This is a genomic window from Rathayibacter sp. AY1H2 (genome assembly GCF_002931985.1).
Classification (GTDB): domain Bacteria; phylum Actinomycetota; class Actinomycetes; order Actinomycetales; family Microbacteriaceae; genus Rathayibacter.
The window spans coordinates 1-15,732 of record NZ_PSUV01000034.1 but is presented as its reverse complement, the minus strand read 5'-3'; the positions used below and the strand labels follow the sequence as shown (position 1 = coordinate 15,732).

Genomic DNA, 15,732 nt, shown 5'->3' with positions numbered 1-15,732 from the left:
CGGCCGCAGGGGTCGGACCGGCGGGGATCGCCACCGTGGCCCAGCCGTCGGAGCCGGTCGCGGCCGGGATCGGCGCAGCCGGAGCGGGCGCGGCGGTCGCCTCGACGGCGGCGCGCTCGGCCTCCGGGGCGGCGGCGCGAGGCTCGACACGGGCGATGTACTTCACCCGCAGGCCGAGGACCTGCTGGATCGCCTGACGCAGGTACTCGCTGACTCCGGGCTGCCCGGCGGTTCCCGGCATCTTGAACGACTCGACGTCGTTCTGGCTCGGGAACGAGAGGGTCAGCACGTCGTCCTTGAGGGCGCGCACCTGGGCGGTGTAGGCCACCAGCCAGGCGGTCATCTTCGCCTTCTGCACGACCTCGAGGATCTCGGGCCAGGTGTCCTTCATCCGCTGGAGGGTGACCGCGCCGTCGGCGGGTGCGTCGCCCGCGGCCGCAGCGGGTGCGGAGGCAGCGGCCGCGGAGGCGGCGGCCGCCTCAGTGGACGCAGCGGCCTGATCCGACGGCTCCTGCTCGTCCGGCTCCGGACGAGCCGCCGCGGCGGTCGTCGCGCGGGGGCGTCCTGACTCGGCCGGCGCGGACTCGTCCGCCTCCGGCGCGGCCGCCGTCTCGTCGGGCGCCTTCACCGGTGGCGCAGCGACCGGTGCGGACGCGGTCACCGGCGCCTCGGTGCGCGGAGCGGCCGCGATGGTCTCGGGCACCGAGCCGGGAGCGGCGGCGTGCGAGGCGTGGTGGGGCTCGGGCGCACGGGACGGCTCGGACGCGCGCGACGCCTCGGACGACCGCGGGGCGGGCGCCGCGGTCTCGCGCGGAGGGGCCACGTGCCGCGGGCGCTCCTCCTGGGCCGCAGCGGGCGCGATGCCGGCGCCGGTGCCGTGCACCAGGGTGCGGGCGATCATCAGCTCGAGGTGCAGGCGCGGCGAGGTCGCACCGGTCATCTCGGTGAGGGCCTCGTTGACCACGTCGGCGATGCGCGAGAGCTCGGCCAGGCCGAGCGCGCGCGACTGGCCGGCCATGCGGTCGAGCTCGTCCTGCGAGACGCCGCGGAGCACGGCCGAGGCCGCTCCCCCGGTCGCCGCGACGACGATCAGGTCGCGGAGCTTCTCGAGCAGGTCCTCGACGAAGCGGCGCGGGTCCTGCCCCGTCTGGATGACGCGGTCGACCGCTCCGAACGCCTCGGCGGAGTCGTGCTCGGCGAGCGCGTCGACCACCTCGTCGAGCAGGGCGCCGTGGGTGTAGCCGAGGAGGGCGACGGCCCGCTCGTACTCGACGGTCTCGGCCTCGGAGCCGGCCATCAGCTGGTCGAGCAGGGAGAGCGTGTCGCGGACGGACCCGCCGCCCGCGCGGACCACGAGCGGCAGCACGCCGGCCGCCACGTGCACGCCCTCGCGCTCGCAGAGCTCCTGCGTGTAGTCGAGCATCTGCGCCGGCGGGACGAGCCGGAACGGGTAGTGGTGCGTGCGCGAGCGGATCGTGCCGATGACCTTGTCCGGCTCCGTGGTCGCGAAGATGAACTTCACGTGCTCCGGCGGCTCCTCCACGATCTTGAGCAGCGCGTTGAAGCCCTGCGGCGTGACCATGTGCGCCTCGTCGAGGATGAAGATCTTGAAGCGGTCGCGCGCCGGGGCGAAGATGGCGCGCTCGCGCAGATCGCGCGCGTCGTCGACTCCGTTGTGGCTCGCCGCGTCGATCTCGACCACGTCGAGCGAGCCCTGGCCCTCGCGGCTGAGCTCGACGCAGCTGTCGCAGACGCCGCAGGGGGTGTCGGTCGGGCCCGTCGCGCAGTTGAGGCAGCGGGCGAGGATGCGCGCCGAGGTGGTCTTGCCGCAGCCGCGGGGGCCGCTGAAGAGGTAGGCGTGGTTGACGCGGTTGGTGCGGAGCGCCGTCATGAGCGGATCCGTCACCTGGGACTGGCCGATCATCTCGGCGAACGTCTCGGGCCGGTACCGGCGATACAGGGCTGCTACCACCCGACAAGAGTAGCCGCGACCTCCGACACCGGAGCCGGGACGGCGGACCTCCGAGCGCGCGTAGCCTCGGTCCCGTGCTCCCGCCGCCTCCGCTCCCCCGCTTCGACGCGGTCGTGCTCGCCGGCGGACGCGCTTCCCGCCTCGGCGGCGCGGTCAAGCCGCTCCTCCGGCACCGCGAGTCGACGCTCCTCGGCACCGCCCTCGCAGCCGTGCGCGGAGCCGAGCGGAGGATCGTGGCCGGACCGTCGTCGCTCGCACCGGCTGTCGACGGCGCCGAGCTCGTCCAGGAGGATCCGCCGTTCGGCGGCCCGGTCGCGGGCCTGGCCGCCGCGCTGCCCCTGCTCGACCGCCCGGGCGCTCCGGACTGGGTCGTCGTGCTCGCCGCCGATCTCGTCGCCCCCGCTCCCGCCGTGCACACCCTGCTCGAGGTCGCGTCGAACGCCGTCGAGGCCTCCCTCCTGGCCGTCGACGCGAGCGGCCGAGCCCAGCAGCTCCTCGGCGTGCACCGGCGAGCGGCCCTCGTCGAAGCGCTCACCGCGCTCGGCGATCCCGACGGCGCCTCGGTGCGCGCCCTCCTCCGGGTCCTTCCCCCGCGGCTCGTGACGGTGCCCGGAGGGACGACCGACGACGTCGACGCGCCCGCCGACGCGCACCGGCACGGGATCGACCTGCCGGTCCCGCGCGGCGCAGACTGAGCGGATGGACGACACGACCGGCCCCCGCCCCTCCGCCTCCGACGGCGCCCGCCCCACCGAGGAGGTGCTCGCCGGCTGGTGGGCCGAGCTGTGCTCCGCGCTCGGCCTCGGCGAGGTCCCGGTGGACCCGGACGCCCTGCTCGCCCTCGCCGGTCGCGCAGCGCACGGAGTGGTCCGGCCGGCGGCTCCGCTGACCACGTTCCTCGCGGGCTACGCGGCGGGCCTGGCCGGGGGCGGACGGGACGCGCTCGACGCGGCGCTCGCGGCCTCGCACCGGGCGGTGGACGAGCGTCCGCACGCCTCCTGAGACGCTACTCCACCGGCCTCGATCCGGCACCAGGTCGACGCCGTACGGTTCCCCCGAGTCCCGGCGCCGCGGCTCAGACCGAGAGCGGCGCAGGACTCCCGCGGCCGACTGCGCCGCGGTCGTCCATCTGAAGGAGCCCCGCATGTCAGGCAACAGAGCCGTCGCCTACAAGTCCCCCGGAGTCGTCGAGGTCATCGACATCGACTACCCCACCTTCGAGCTGAAGGACGGACCCGGCGTCAATCCGGCGAACATCGGGCGGAAGCTGCCGCACGGCGCCATCCTCCGCACCGTCTCCACCAACATCTGCGGCTCGGACCAGCACATGGTCCGCGGCCGCACCACCGCTCCGTCGGACCTCGTGCTCGGCCACGAGATCACCGGCGAGGTCGTGGAGGTCGGCCCCGACGTCGAGTTCGTCAAGGTCGGCGACATCGTGTCCGTGCCGTTCAACATCGCCTGCGGCCGCTGCCGCAACTGCAAGGAGCGCAAGACCGGCATCTGCCTCAACGTGAATCCGGACCGCCCGGGCAGCGCGTACGGCTACGTCGACATGGGCGGCTGGGTCGGCGGGCAGGCCGAGTACGTGATGGTCCCCTACGCCGACTGGAACCTCCTGGTGTTCCCGGACCGCGATCAGGCGCTCGAGAAGATCCTCGATCTGACGATGCTCTCGGACATCTTCCCGACGGGCTTCCACGGCGCGGTGACCGCCGGGGTCGGCGTCGGCTCCACGGTCTACGTCGCAGGAGCGGGACCGGTCGGACTCGCCGCGGCGGTCGGAGCGCAGCTGCTCGGAGCGGCCGTCGTGATCGTCGCGGACCTCAACGAGGAGCGTCTGGCGCAGGCGCGCTCCTTCGGCTGCGAGACGGTCGACGTCTCGAAGGGCGATCCGGCCGGCCAGATCGAGCAGATCCTCGGCGTGCCCGAGGTCGACTGCGGAGTGGACGCCGTCGGCTTCGAGGCGCACGGCAACGGCGCCGACTCGGGGAAGGAGGCGCCGGCGACGGTGCTGAACTCGCTGATGTCGATCACCGCGGCGGGCGGCGCCCTCGGCATCCCGGGCCTCTACGTCACGGGCGACCCGGGCGGAGTCGACGAGGCGGCCCAGGAGGGCTCGCTGTCGATCCGCCTCGGGCTCGGCTGGGCGAAGTCGCTGTCCTTCACCACGGGCCAGTGCCCGGTCATGAAGTACAACCGGCAGCTGATGATGGCGATCCTGCACGACCGGGTCCACATCGCCGACGCGGTCCAGGCCACCGCGATCAGCCTGGACGACGCTCCCCGCGGCTACGCCGACTTCGACAAGGGCGCCGCGAAGAAGTTCGTGCTGAACCCGAACGGCTACCTGGGATGACCGACGGGGCGGGTCCTGCCCGGGGCCCGCCCCGAGCCCCGGGAGAATGGACGGGATGAGCGCACACGGGCACGAGGCGACCGACTGGGACGAGGCCAGGCGGATCGTCGGCGAAGCGGTGGCGCGCTCCGGCGTCTCGACAGTCCCCCTCCTCGACGCCCGCGGAGCCGTCCTCGACCGCGCCGTCACCGCCGCCCGGCCGCTCCCCCACTACGACTCCTCGGCCATGGACGGCTGGGCCGTGCGCGGCCCCGGGCCCTGGCCGCTCGAGGACGGCACCGCCGCTCCGATCGTCACCGGAGCGGCCGTGCCCGACTGGAGCGACGCGGTGCTGCCGTCCGAGCAGGGCGTGGTCCGCGACGACCTGCTGACGGCGCGGGCGCCCCTCCCGCCCGGCCGCCACGTCCGGCGCGCGGGCGACGAGGCCGCTTGCGGAGCCGTGCTGGTCGATGCCCGGACCCGCCTCACTCCCGCGCACCTCGCCCTGCTCGCGGTCGCCGGGATCGACGCGCTCGACGTCCGCCCGCCCGCCGCGGTCGACCTGCTCCTCACGGGGGACGAGGTCGACACCGAGGGGATGCCGCCCGCCGGACGGGTGCGCGATGCGTTCACGCCGCTGCTGCCCGCGCTGGTCGAGCTCTCGGGCGGAGCCGTGGGAGAGGTCGTGCGCCGCGGCGACGACGAGGAGGCGATCGCACGGACGCTGCTGGCGGGCACGGCGCCGATCCTCCTCACGACGGGCGGGACCGGGCGCTCCCGGGTGGACGCGGTCCGTCGCGCCCTCGATGCGGTGGGCGCGCGCGTCCTCGTCGACGGCGTCGGCATGCGCCCCGGCCACCCGACCATGGCTGCGCTGCTGCCGGGCGGGACGCTGGTGATCGCTCTGCCGGGCAATCCGCTCGCCGCCCTGCTCGCGGCGCTCTCCTTCCTGCCGCCGGCCCTCGACGCGGCGTCCGGCGCCGCTGCCCCGCCCCTCGGCCGGGGCGTCCTCGCCGAGCCGCTCGGGCGCGCGGGGACCACGGTGCTCGTGCCCGTCTCCTCCGGCGAGGACGGCTGGCGGGCCTCCGCCGGCATCCGCTCGCACATGCTCACCGGTCTCGCCGCCTCGGAGGCCGTGGCCGTCGTGCCCGCACCGGGAGCGGCAGCAGGCGACTCCGTGCGCCTGCTGCCGCTGCCCTGGTGAGGCCTACGCCGCCGGTTCGAGGTGGATCACGACCGACTTCGAGGTCGGCGTGTTGCTGATCTTCGCGGTCGAGTCCAGCGGCACGAGGACGTTCGTCTCGGGGTAGTAGGCGGCCGCGCAGCCGCGGGGCGTGTCGTACGCCACGACGCGGAACGCCTCCGCCCGCCGCTCGACGCCGTCGGGCCACTCCGAGACCAGGTCGACCATCGCGCCGTCCGCGAAGCCCAGCTCGGCGACGTCGTCGGCGTGGACGAACACCACCCGGCGGCCGTCGTGGATCCCTCGGTAGCGGTCGTCCTTGCCGTAGATCGTGGTGTTGAACTGGTCGTGCGAGCGCAGCGTCTGCAGCAGCAGCCTGCCCTCCGGAACCCGCGGGTACTCGAGCGGATTCGCGGTGAAGCGGGCCAGACCGGAGGGGGTGTCGAAGCGGCGCGAGTCGCGCGGCGGGTGCGGGAGGACGAAGCCGCCGGGCACGTCGATCCGGGCCTCGAACCCGTCGAAGCCGGGGACGACGTTGGCGATGTGCGAGCGGATGCGGCGGTAGTCGTCGCGCAGTCCCGCCCAGTCGACCCGCGGGACGTTCTCGCGGCCCTCGAGCAGCCGCTCCGCGATCCCCGTGAGGATCGCCACCTCCGAGCGCAGGCCCGGGCTCGGCGGGCGCAGGCGGCCCCGGGAGGCGTGCACGGCGCTCATCGAGTCCTCGACCGTGACCCGCTGCTCGCCCGAGCGCTGCACGTCGGAGTCGGTGCGGCCGAGGGTGGGCAGGATCAGCGCGCGCCGGCCGGTGACCACGTGCGAGCGGTTGAGCTTGGTCGAGACGTGCACGGTGAGGGCGAGCGAGCGCATCGCCGCCTCCGTCACTCCGCTGTCGGGCGTCGCGCGGGCGAAGTTGCCGCCGAGCCCCATGAACACGCGGGCCTTCCCGTCGCGCATCGCCCGGATCGCGGCGACCGTGTCCGTCCCGTGCACGCGGGGGGAGGAGAAGGAGAACTCGCGATCGAGCGCGTCGTGGAAGGAGTCCGGCATCCGCTCGAAGATGCCCATCGTGCGGTCGCCCTGCACGTTCGAGTGGCCGCGCACCGGGCAGACGCCCGCGCCGGGCTTGCCGATGTTGCCGGTGAGCAGGAGCACGTTGACGACGTCCTTGAGCGTCGCGACCGAGTGCGCGTGCTGCGTGAGGCCCATCGCCCAGCAGACGACGGTGCCCTCGGACGCCGCGATCAGCTCGGCGACGGTGCGGATGCGCGTCTCGTCGATCCCGCTCGCCCGCTCGATCTCGTCCCACTGGACCTCTCGCAGCCCGTGGAGGTACTCGGAGAGGCCGCCGGTGCTCTCGCGGATGAAGGCGTGGTCGAAGACGTCGCCGCGCGCCTCCTCCGCCTCGAGCAGCGCCTTGCCCAGACCCTGGAACAGGGCCTGGTCGCCGCCCAGCCGGACCTGGAGGAAGTGGTCGGCGAGGGCCGTGCCGTCGCCCAGGGTGCCGCGGACGGTCTGCGGGTTCTGGAAGCGGAGCAGCCCCGCCTCCGGCAGCGGATTCACGGCCACGATGGTGCCGCCGGCGCGCTTGGCGCGCTCCAGCGCGGTCAGCATCCGCGGGTGGTTCGTGCCGGGGTTCTGGCCGGCGACGATGATCAGCGGTGCCCGCTCCACGTCGCGCAGGCTCACCGAGCCCTTGCCGATCCCGATCGTCTCGGTGAGGGCGGAGCCGCTGGACTCGTGGCACATGTTCGAGCAGTCGGGCAGGTTGTTCGTGCCGAAGCCGCGGACCATCAGCTGGTAGACGAAGGCCGATTCGTTCGAGGTCCGGCCGGACGTGTAGAAGATCGCCTCGTCGGGGCTCGCGCAGGCGCGCAGCTCCTCGGCCACGAGGTCGAGCGCCTCGTCCCAGCCCACGGGCCGGTAGTGCGTCGCGCCCTCCTCGAGCAGCATCGGCTCCGTGAGCCGGCCCTGCTGACCGAGCGCGAAGTCGTCCCACTCCTCCAGCTCCGCGACGGGGTGCGCGGCGAAGAAGGCCGATGTGACGGTGCGGAGCGTGGCCTCCTCGGCGACCGCCTTCGCTCCGTTCTCGCAGAACTCGGCGACGTGGCGCTTGTCGCCCTCCGGCCAGGCGCAGCCCGGGCAGTCGAATCCGGTCTTCTGGTTCACCCGCAGGAGCGTCTCGGCGCTGCGCACCGGGCCCATCTGCTTGAGCGAGATCTCGAGGGCGTGGGCGACGCCGGGGATCCCGACGGCGCGTCTCTTCGGCGACCGGACGGAGAGGCGGCTCTCGTCGATCGGACTCTCGCGGGGCTCGGCGTCATCGACCATTCCTGCATCGTACGTCCGCACCCCGGCATCGCTCCCGGTTCCCGGTGGGAGGATGACCTCCACCGCCTGAGGAGACCCATGAGCCGCAGTGTCGCCCGCACCCGCCTGACCGCCGTCCGCGCCGACGATCCGCCCCGCCGTCGCGAGGACGTCCTGGCCGTCGAGGAGCCGCTCGAGATCCGCGTCGGCGGACGGCGCTTCAGCGTGACCATGCGCACGCCCGGCGACGACTTCGACCTGGTCGCGGGATTCCTGGTGTCCGAGGGGGTGCTCACAGAGTCGGAGCAGCTGGCGGCGATGCGCTACTGCGCGAGCGGCTCCGGGCCGGGCGAGAACACGTACAACGTGGTCGACGCGAGCGTTCGCGGCGGGCGGGAGGCCGTGCTGCTCGAGCGCGAGCGGTCGGTGTACACGACGAGCTCGTGCGGAGTGTGCGGGCTCGCGTCACTCGAGGCGGTCGCCACCGACTCGGCGTGGAGCGTCGCGGAGGACGACCTGCGGGTCGAGCGGGAGCTGCTGGTCTCGCTCCCCGATCGGCTCCGCGAGGCGCAGGCGGTGTTCGAGCGGACGGGCGGCGTCCACGCGGCCGGGCTGTTCGACGCGGACGGCTCGCTGCTGGTGCTCCGGGAGGACGTCGGGCGGCACAACGCCGTGGACAAGGTGGTCGGCTGGGGGCTCCGGGAGGGGCGGCTGCCGTTGCGGGGGACGCTGCTGCAGGTGTCGGGGCGCGCCTCGTTCGAGCTGGTGCAGAAGGCCGTGATGGCCGGCATCCCCCTGCTCGCCGCGGTCGGTGCCCCGTCGTCGCTGGCGGTGGACCTGGCTCGCGACTCCGGCCTCACCCTGATCGGCTTCAGCCGCGGCTCCGGCTTCAACCTCTACGCGGGCGACGCGCGCCTGCTGCCCTGAGCCGGGGCTCCTCAGCCGGCTCCTGCCGATGGAGCAGCCCGCACAGCGGCCGCATCGAGATCTCCTCCCTCGCGCTCGGTGGGACTCGATACGCCGCGTCCCGCGGCTACTCGACCAGCAGCAGGGCCCGAGTATTCGGAAGAGGGCCGCGACCCGGAATCGCGTGCGAGCGATTCAGGACAGCCCGACAGGACCCGCTCCACGGGAGCCACCACCCCTGGAAGCCGGCCTCGAGTCGTGTCGCGGCTCCGCCGCTACACGACCGATAAGGACTGCCGGGCGATCTCCAGCTCCTCGTTCGTGGGGATGACGAGGACGGCGACGCGGGAGTCGTCGGTGGAGATGCGGCGGGCGCCGCGGTCGGAGGACGTGTTGCGCTCGGGGTCGAGCTCGATGCCCAGGCCCTCGAGGCCGCGGAGGGCGCCGGCGCGGACGGCGGCGACGTTCTCGCCGACTCCGGCCGTGAACACCACGGCGTCGACGCGGCCCAGCTGGGCGTAGAAGGCGCCGATGTAGTGGCGGAGGCGGTGGTAGTAGACCTCGAGTCCGGCGCGGGCCCGCTCGTCGCCGGCCTCGGCCGCCTCCTGGACGTCGCGCATGTCGCCGCGACCCGTGAGGCCGAGGAGGCCGCTTCGGCGGTTGAGGAGGGTGTCGAGCTCGTCGATCGAGAGGCCCGCCTTGCGGGCCAGGTGGAAGACGACGGCCGGGTCGAGGTCGCCGGAGCGGGTACCCATCACCAGGCCCTCGAGCGGGGTCATGCCCATCGAGGTCTCGACGGAGACGCCGCCGTCGACGGCGCAGGCGGACGCTCCGTTGCCCAGGTGCAGGACGATCGTCTTCAGGTCGGAGCGGCGGCGGCCGAGGTAGGCGGCGGCGGCCTCCGAGACGAACTTGTGCGAGGTGCCGTGGAAGCCGTAGCGGCGGACGCGGTGCTTCTCGGCGAGTTCGGCGGGCAGCGCGTAGGTCGACGCCTCGGCCGGGATCGTGTGGTGGAAGGCGGTGTCGAAGACGGCGACGTGCGGGACGTCCGGGAAGGCGTTCTGCGCCGCCTCGATGCCCTCGAGGTTCGCGGGGTTGTGCAGCGGGGCGAGGTCGGCGAGGTCCTCGATGTTGATCTTGACCAGGTCGGTGACGACGGTGGGCTCGAAGAAGCGCTTGCCGCCGTGCACGACGCGGTGGCCCACGGCGACGGGAGGGAACTCGTCGAGGCTCGGGCCGTGCTCGCCGAACGCGCGGATCATCGCGTCGAAGCCGGCGGTGTGGTCGGGGATCGGCCCCTCGATCTCGAACGACTCCCCGTCGCGGGTGTGCTTCGTGCGGCCGATGTCCTCGCCGATCCGCTCGACGAGGCCGCTGGCGAGCGTCTCCTCGGTGGTCATCTCGATGAGCTGGTACTTGAACGACGACGATCCGCTGTTGACGACGAGGACGACGGACATGAGGGGACTCCTGGGGTGATCGGGGTCGGGAGGGGCGGCGGCGGGGTCGCCGCTAGCGCACTACGGGGATGGCGGCGGTGGGCGGGACGATGGCCTGGGTGGCGGCCTGGATGGCCGTGATCGCGACGGTGTTGACGATGTCCTGCACGAGCGCGCCGCGCGAGAGGTCGTTGACCGGCTTGCGCAGACCCTGGAGGACCGGTCCGATGGCGACGGCGCCGGCCGAGCGCTGCACGGCCTTGTAGGTGTTGTTGCCCGTGTTGAGGTCGGGGAAGATGAACACCGTCGCGCGCCCGGCGACCTGGGAGCCGGGCATCTTCGAGGCCGCGACCGCCGCGTCGGCCGCCGCGTCGTACTGGATCGGGCCCTCGACGAGCAGGTCGGGCCGGCGCTCGCGCACCAGAGCCGTCGCCGCGCGGACCTTCTCGACGTCGGCGCCGGCTCCGCTCTCGCCGGTGGAGTAGGAGAGCATCGCGATGCGGGGGTCGATCCCGAACTGCTGGGCGGTCTCGGCGGACGAGATCGCGATGTCGGCGAGCTGCGCCTCGGTGGGGTCGGGGTTCACCGCGCAGTCGCCGTAGACCAGCACGCGGTCGGCGAGCGCCATCAGGAACACGCTCGAGACGACGGAGACGCCCGGGCTCGTCTTGATGATCTCGAAGCCGGGGCGGATGGTGTGCGCGGTCGTGTGCGCGGCTCCCGAGACCATCCCGTCGGCCAGGCCGAGCTGCACCATCATCGTGCCGAAGTAGGAGACGTCCGTGACGGTGTCGTAGGCGTGGTCGTAGGTGATGCCCTTGTGCGCGCGGATGCGGGCGTACTCCTCGGCGAAGCGCGCGCGGTGCTCGGGGTCGAGGGTGCTCAGCACGCGCGCGCCGTCGAGGTCGAGGCCGAGGCCCGCCGCACGGGCGCGGATCTCGGCCTCCTCGCCGAGGATCGTGAGCCGGGCGATGCCGCGCTTGAGCACGGTCGCGGCGGCACGGAGGATCCGGTCGTCGCCGCCCTCGGGCAGGACGATGTGGCGGTCGGCGATGCGCGCGCGCTCGATCAGCCCGTACTCGAACATCAGCGGCGTGACGACCTCGGACCGGCCGACGTCGAGGAGGGTGAGCAGCTCGACCGCGTCGACCGCCTCCTGGAAGAGGGCGAGGGAGGTGTCGCGCTTGCGCGGGGAGTCGGCCGCCAGGCGGCCGCGGGCCGCGGTGACGCGGACGGCGGTGTCGTAGGTGCCGAGCTCGGTCATCACGATCGGCACGCGGCTGTCGACGCCCACGATCAGCCGGACGATCGGCTCCGGCAGCTCGAAGCCGCCGTTGAGGATGATGCCGGTGACCGTGGGGAACGTGCCGGAGGCGTACGCCATGATCACGGCGAGGACGACCTCGGGCCGGTCGCCGGGGACGATCACGACGCCGCCCTCGGTGAGCCGCGGCAGGACGTTCACCATCGACATGCCGGCGATCACCACGCCGAGCGCCTCGCGGCCGAGCAGCTCCGGATCGCCCGCGACGACGACGCCGTCGACCGCCTCGACCAGGCGGGACAGGCTCGGAGCGACGAGGAACGGATCCTCGCGGATCGCCCAGACCGGGACGGTGGCGGGGATGCTCTCGCGGATCGCGGCGACGGCGTCGGCGGCGGTGTCGGGATCGGCGCGGTTCGCGATCACTCCGATGAGGCTCGCGTGGGCCGTGCGCAGCTCGACCGAGGCGAGCTCCGTGATCTGGCGCATCTCCTCCGGCGTGCGCGCGGGAGCCTGGCCCAGCTGCTCGCTGCGGGACGAGTCCCGGCCGGTGAGGACGAGCAGGACCGGGGCACCGAGGTTGGCGGCGATGCGGGCGTTGTAGCCGAGCTCGGTGGGGCTGCCGACGTCCGTGTAGTCGGAGCCGAGGATGACGACGGCGTCGCACCGGGCCTCGACGCCCTTGTACCGCTCGACGATCCGCGAGAGCGCCGCCTCGCCGTCGGCGTGGACGTCCTCGTAGGTGACGCCGATGCAGTCCTCGTAGGCGAGGCCCGAGTCGGAGTGGCCGAGCAGCATCTCGAGCACGTAGTCCGGCTCGGAGGTGGAGCGGGCGATCGGGCGGAAGACGCCGACCCGCTGCACCTGGCTGCTGAGCGCATCGAGGACGCCGAGGGCGACCGTGGACTTGCCCGAATGACCTTCGGCGGACGAGATGTAGATGCTCTGAACCATCGGATCCAGCCTACCGAGGGGGTCCCTCCGCCTGGCTGAGTAGAGGCCAGGGATGGGAGGGCGTGCATGCGGCGCTGCTGTGGAGGAGCTTCCTCGAGCGGTGCAAGCCGGCAGTGCGGTGGCGCGGACGCCGGGCGGCGGAGCAGGCGGCCCCGTCAGACCGGCGGCCCTGCGGACGAGCGGCCCTTGAAAGAAACTGCCGGTAAACGGAAGAAGACCCCCCGCGCACCCGCCAGAGCCCGGTTACCCTTGCTGCGTTTCCGCCCTGGGGGAGTTGGCCTGGATGGCGCCACGCGGGGAGCCGGGTGACAGTCTAACCGACGACGGCGGCCGAGGAGAGCGGGTCGTGTCGGGGTCGTGGTCAGCGGGAGCCTCCGACACCGGCTAGTATCGATGAGTCGCGGCTCAGGTCGTGCCAGGAGGATTCGCCTAGTGGCCTATGGCGCACGCTTGGAAAGCGTGTTGGGTGAAAGCCCTCGGGGGTTCGAATCCCCCATCCTCCGCGAACGGTGTCCGTTGCTCTCGCCAGCACGGGCACCGTTTTGTTTAACCGGTGCGGCCGATCGTCGGAGCCCGGTCGACCGGTGAAGGCGTCGATCGGAGCGGCCCACTCACGCATCGCCGGGTTCGCCCTGCGGGGCACACCCAGCTGCAGCCGACGACGTCGCGCCGAGCAGGGGCCGCCGATCGTCCGGCGCGTGCCGGGCGCGGGATCAGCCGTAGAGGTGGTTCGTCCGCGCGCAGGAGTCGGAGCAGAACGCGCCACGACGGGCGACGAGCGGGGCCGAGCAGACGGGGCGGAAGAAGAGTTCGGCTATGGATCGCGACATGGTCCGACCGTAGGTGCCGGTCCCGGATCGTGCCCGTCGCCATCCGTATTACGACGACGCGGACGACAGGGCGGCGATACGGACCCTCCGGCGACGCCGACCGTCAGTCGGCGATGCGCTCGAGCCATTCGTCGAGCAGGAGCCGCTCCCCCGCGCTGAGGGGCTCGATCTGCGGCAGCGCCGTCCGCAGGGCGACGGCGTGCACGACGACCGCACGGGCGGCGGGATCGGTGGGGCCCGCCTCCGCCGTGGTGATCGCCGCGAGGACGGACTCGCGCGAGCGGGACGAGAGCTCGTCGTCGGGGTCGGCGAGGGCGGTCAACGTGAGGGTGCAGCCGAGCGCGGCCGACTGGAGCAGGCGGGAGGCCCGCTCGACGTCGACGGTGAGGCGGCCGGCTTCGGCGACGGCCCGGACCGCGTCGAGGAGGACGCCGCGGGACAGGCGCGCCGCCTCCGACTCCTCCCCCGGCCGCGCGGTGAACATCAGCGCGTAGAGGTGCGGTTCGGCGAGTCCGAAGGCGACGTGGTGATCCCAGGCGGTGCGGAGCGCGTCGACCGGGTCGGCCGGCGCCTCGCTCCGCTCGAAGTCGGCGAGGGCCGTGGCGAATCCGGCTGCCGCGGCCGAGTCGAGCAGCCCGCGCAGGTCGCCGAACGTCCGGTAGATCGTGGGTGCCTGCACCCCCGCCGCCGCGCTGATCGCCCGCGTCGACACCGCGTCCCGCCCGCCGTCCGCCAGCAGCTCGACCGTCGCTCGGAGGATCCGCTCCCGCGTCGTCCCGCTCTCACTCATGCTACCGACGCTAACACGCTCCCGTTAGCGCCTCGTCTCCCCGAGCGGCCCGGGTCGCGTCAGCGCCGTCGGGCGGTCCCGAAGATCCCGCGGACCACCTCGCGCAGCAGCGTCCTGCCGGCGCTCGAGCCCAGCACCTCCTCGACGACCGTCTTGTCGCGGCGGGCGGTGCGGGTCCCGCGGGAGGTCGGTGCCGTGCGCCGTCGGGAGCGCTCGGCGGCCTGGTCGGCGGCGCGCTCGGCAGCGGCCCGCTCCTTCGCGCGGCGGGCGGCGTCCACGGTCTCCTCCTTGGCGCGACGCGCGTCCTCCTTGGCGCGGCGGGCGTCGTCGGCGGCCTGCTGCTCGGCGGCGGCGCGGGCCTCCTCGGCGTCGGCGGCGGCGTCGAGCCGACGGGTGAGGATCTCGCGGGCGGAGTCGCGGTCGAGGGGCGTGCCGTAGCGCGCGAGGAGCGGGGACCTCTGGACGCTCGCCTCGCGGTCGGCCTCGGGGGTGGGCTTCATCGAGCCGAGCGGGGCGCGGAGACGCGTCCAGGCGACCGGGGTCGGGGCGCCGCGCTCGTTCATGACCGTCACGATCGCCTCGCCGATGGGGAGCGCCTGGAGGACTTCGCCGAGGTCGTAGTCGCTCTCGGGGTAGGTCGAGACGGTGGCGCGGAGGGCCTTGGCGTCGTCCGGCGTGTGCGCGCGGAGCTGGTGCTGCACGCGGGAGCCGAGCTGGGCGAGGACGTCGCCCGGCACGTCCTTCGGGGTCTGCGTGACGAAGACGATGCCGACGCCCTTGGAGCGGATGAGGCGCACGGTCTGGGTGATCGCGGCGAGGAAGTCCTTCGACGCGTCGCGGAAGAGCAGGTGCGCCTCGTCGAAGAAGAACACCAGCTTCGGCTTGTCGAGGTCGCCGACCTCCGGCAGGTCGTTGAAGAGGTCGGCGAGCAGCCACATCAGGAAGGTGGAGAACAGAGCCGGTCGGTCGGCGACTCCGGGGACCTCGAGGAGGCTGACGACGCCGCGCCCGTCGGCGGCGAGGCGGAGGAACTCGGCCGTGTCGATCTCGGGCTCGCCGAAGAACACGTCGGCGCCCTGGTCGGCGAACGCGATCAGCTCGCGGAGGATCACGCCGGCGGTCGCCTTGGACAGCCCGCCGAGCTCGGCGAGCTCCGCCTTGCCCTCGTCGCCGACGAGGTAGGTGAGCACGGCGCGGAGGTCGGACAGGTCGACGAGCGGGAGACCGGCGCTCTCGGCGTAGTGGAAGACGAGACCGAGGCTCGACTCCTGCGTGTGGTTGAGGCCGAGCACCTTCGCGAGCAGCAGCGCGCCGAATCCCGTCACGGTGGCGCGGACGGGGACGCCGGTGCCGATGCCGCCGAGCGCGAAGTACTCGGCGGGGGCCGCCTCCGCCCGCCAGTCCTGGCCGATGCCGCGGGTGCGGGCGAGCAGCGCGTCGGTCGCGGTGCCCGGAGTGGCGAGGCCGGAGAGGTCGCCCTTGATGTCCGCGGCGAAGACGGGGACGCCGTGGGCCGAGAGCTGCTCGGCGAGGACCTGCAGCGTCTTCGTCTTGCCGGTGCCGGTCGCGCCGACGACGAGGCCGTGCCGGTTGAGCATGCCGAGCGGGATGCGGACGGGCACGTCGATCCGCGCGTCGCCGTTGACGAGGGCGCCGAGCTCGAGGGCCGGGCCGGTGAACGCGTACCCGGCGCGCACGGCGTCGACGGCGCTCTCGGGGAGCGGACCGGGGGCCGGGGCGCGCTCGGAG

At 73.5% G+C, this 15,732-nt stretch carries 11 protein-coding genes, 1 tRNA gene and 1 other RNA gene; 6 read left to right on the top strand and 7 right to left on the bottom strand.

What is annotated here, in order from left to right; all coding sequences use genetic code 11:
- Positions 1-1,972, bottom strand: a 1,972-nt coding sequence (locus C5C29_RS16555; RefSeq protein ID WP_104308588.1) for a DNA polymerase III subunit gamma and tau, incomplete at its 3' end; no start/stop codon positions are given.
- Positions 1,973-2,046: 74 nt separating this feature from the next.
- Between C5C29_RS16555 and C5C29_RS16550 the strand changes: the two genes are divergently transcribed.
- The 4 genes from C5C29_RS16550 to C5C29_RS16535 all read left to right on the top strand — a co-directional run bounded on the left by C5C29_RS16550 (position 2,047) and on the right by C5C29_RS16535 (position 5,514).
- The gene (locus C5C29_RS16550; protein ID WP_258062397.1) at positions 2,047-2,667 is read left to right on the top strand and encodes a molybdenum cofactor guanylyltransferase; all 621 of its coding nucleotides are present in this window, start codon (positions 2,047-2,049) and stop codon (positions 2,665-2,667) included.
- A 4-nt stretch (positions 2,668-2,671) separates the two neighbouring features.
- The gene (locus C5C29_RS16545; RefSeq protein WP_219812223.1) at positions 2,672-2,974 is read left to right on the top strand and encodes a DUF6457 domain-containing protein; all 303 of its coding nucleotides are present in this window, start codon (positions 2,672-2,674) and stop codon (positions 2,972-2,974) included.
- A 142-nt stretch (positions 2,975-3,116) separates the two neighbouring features.
- Positions 3,117-4,331 carry a formaldehyde dehydrogenase, glutathione-independent gene (gene fdhA, locus C5C29_RS16540; RefSeq protein ID WP_104225123.1) on the top strand — a complete coding sequence of 405 codons (1,215 nt, stop codon included), beginning with the start codon at positions 3,117-3,119 and terminating at the stop codon, positions 4,329-4,331.
- A gap of 55 nt (positions 4,332-4,386) precedes the next feature.
- The gene (locus tag C5C29_RS16535) at positions 4,387-5,514 is read left to right on the top strand and encodes a molybdopterin molybdotransferase MoeA (RefSeq protein WP_181074992.1); all 1,128 of its coding nucleotides are present in this window, start codon (positions 4,387-4,389) and stop codon (positions 5,512-5,514) included.
- Positions 5,515-5,517: 3 nt separating this feature from the next.
- On the opposite strand, the gene C5C29_RS16530 is transcribed toward C5C29_RS16535, so the two are convergent.
- Complete coding sequence (locus C5C29_RS16530; protein ID WP_104225121.1) at positions 5,518-7,821, bottom strand: FdhF/YdeP family oxidoreductase; 2,304 nt, start codon at positions 7,819-7,821, stop codon at positions 5,518-5,520.
- 78 nt (positions 7,822-7,899) lie between these two features.
- Between C5C29_RS16530 and fdhD the strand changes: the two genes are divergently transcribed.
- Complete coding sequence (gene fdhD / locus C5C29_RS16525; protein WP_104225120.1) at positions 7,900-8,727, top strand: formate dehydrogenase accessory sulfurtransferase FdhD; 828 nt, start codon at positions 7,900-7,902, stop codon at positions 8,725-8,727.
- Between the two features lie 254 nt (positions 8,728-8,981).
- Here fdhD and C5C29_RS16520 read toward each other — a convergent pair whose 3' ends face one another.
- From C5C29_RS16520 to ffs, 3 genes are all read right to left on the bottom strand, one after another.
- Positions 8,982-10,166 (bottom strand): acetate/propionate family kinase, encoded by a 1,185-nt coding sequence (locus tag C5C29_RS16520; RefSeq protein WP_104225119.1) that lies wholly within the window; start codon positions 10,164-10,166, stop codon positions 8,982-8,984.
- A gap of 52 nt (positions 10,167-10,218) precedes the next feature.
- Positions 10,219-12,363, bottom strand: a complete 2,145-nt coding sequence (gene pta / locus C5C29_RS16515) for a phosphate acetyltransferase (protein WP_104225183.1) — start codon at positions 12,361-12,363, stop codon at positions 10,219-10,221.
- Positions 12,364-12,572: 209 nt separating this feature from the next.
- Positions 12,573-12,669, bottom strand: an RNA gene (gene ffs / locus C5C29_RS16510) — signal recognition particle sRNA small type.
- A gap of 112 nt (positions 12,670-12,781) precedes the next feature.
- Here ffs and C5C29_RS16505 point away from each other — a divergent pair.
- Positions 12,782-12,866, top strand: a tRNA-Ser gene (locus tag C5C29_RS16505).
- A gap of 430 nt (positions 12,867-13,296) precedes the next feature.
- Here the strand turns inward: C5C29_RS16505 and C5C29_RS16500 are convergent.
- Together C5C29_RS16500 and C5C29_RS16495 are read right to left on the bottom strand one after the other, a co-directional pair.
- Positions 13,297-13,983, bottom strand: a complete 687-nt coding sequence (locus tag C5C29_RS16500; RefSeq protein ID WP_104225182.1) for a TetR/AcrR family transcriptional regulator — start codon at positions 13,981-13,983, stop codon at positions 13,297-13,299.
- Between the two features lie 59 nt (positions 13,984-14,042).
- Positions 14,043-15,732: helicase HerA-like domain-containing protein (locus C5C29_RS16495; RefSeq protein ID WP_308470873.1), on the bottom strand; the 1,690-nt coding region annotated here is incomplete at its 5' end.

Excerpts from the sequence above, each read along its gene's own strand:
- C5C29_RS16530 (WP_104225121.1), bottom strand. The coding sequence starts at position 7,821 with ATGGTCGATGACGCCGAGCCCCGCGAGAGTCCGATCGACGAGAGCCGC.
- C5C29_RS16520 (WP_104225119.1), bottom strand. The coding sequence starts at position 10,166 with ATGTCCGTCGTCCTCGTCGTCAACAGCGGATCGTCGTCGTTCAAGTAC.
- pta (WP_104225183.1), bottom strand. The coding sequence starts at position 12,363 with ATGGTTCAGAGCATCTACATCTCGTCCGCCGAAGGTCATTCGGGCAAG.
- fdhD (WP_104225120.1), top strand. The coding sequence starts at position 7,900 with ATGAGCCGCAGTGTCGCCCGCACCCGCCTGACCGCCGTCCGCGCCGAC.
- C5C29_RS16535 (WP_181074992.1), top strand. The coding sequence starts at position 4,387 with ATGAGCGCACACGGGCACGAGGCGACCGACTGGGACGAGGCCAGGCGG.
- C5C29_RS16500 (WP_104225182.1), bottom strand. The coding sequence starts at position 13,983 with ATGAGTGAGAGCGGGACGACGCGGGAGCGGATCCTCCGAGCGACGGTC.
- fdhA (WP_104225123.1), top strand. The coding sequence starts at position 3,117 with ATGTCAGGCAACAGAGCCGTCGCCTACAAGTCCCCCGGAGTCGTCGAG.
- C5C29_RS16545 (WP_219812223.1), top strand. The coding sequence starts at position 2,672 with ATGGACGACACGACCGGCCCCCGCCCCTCCGCCTCCGACGGCGCCCGC.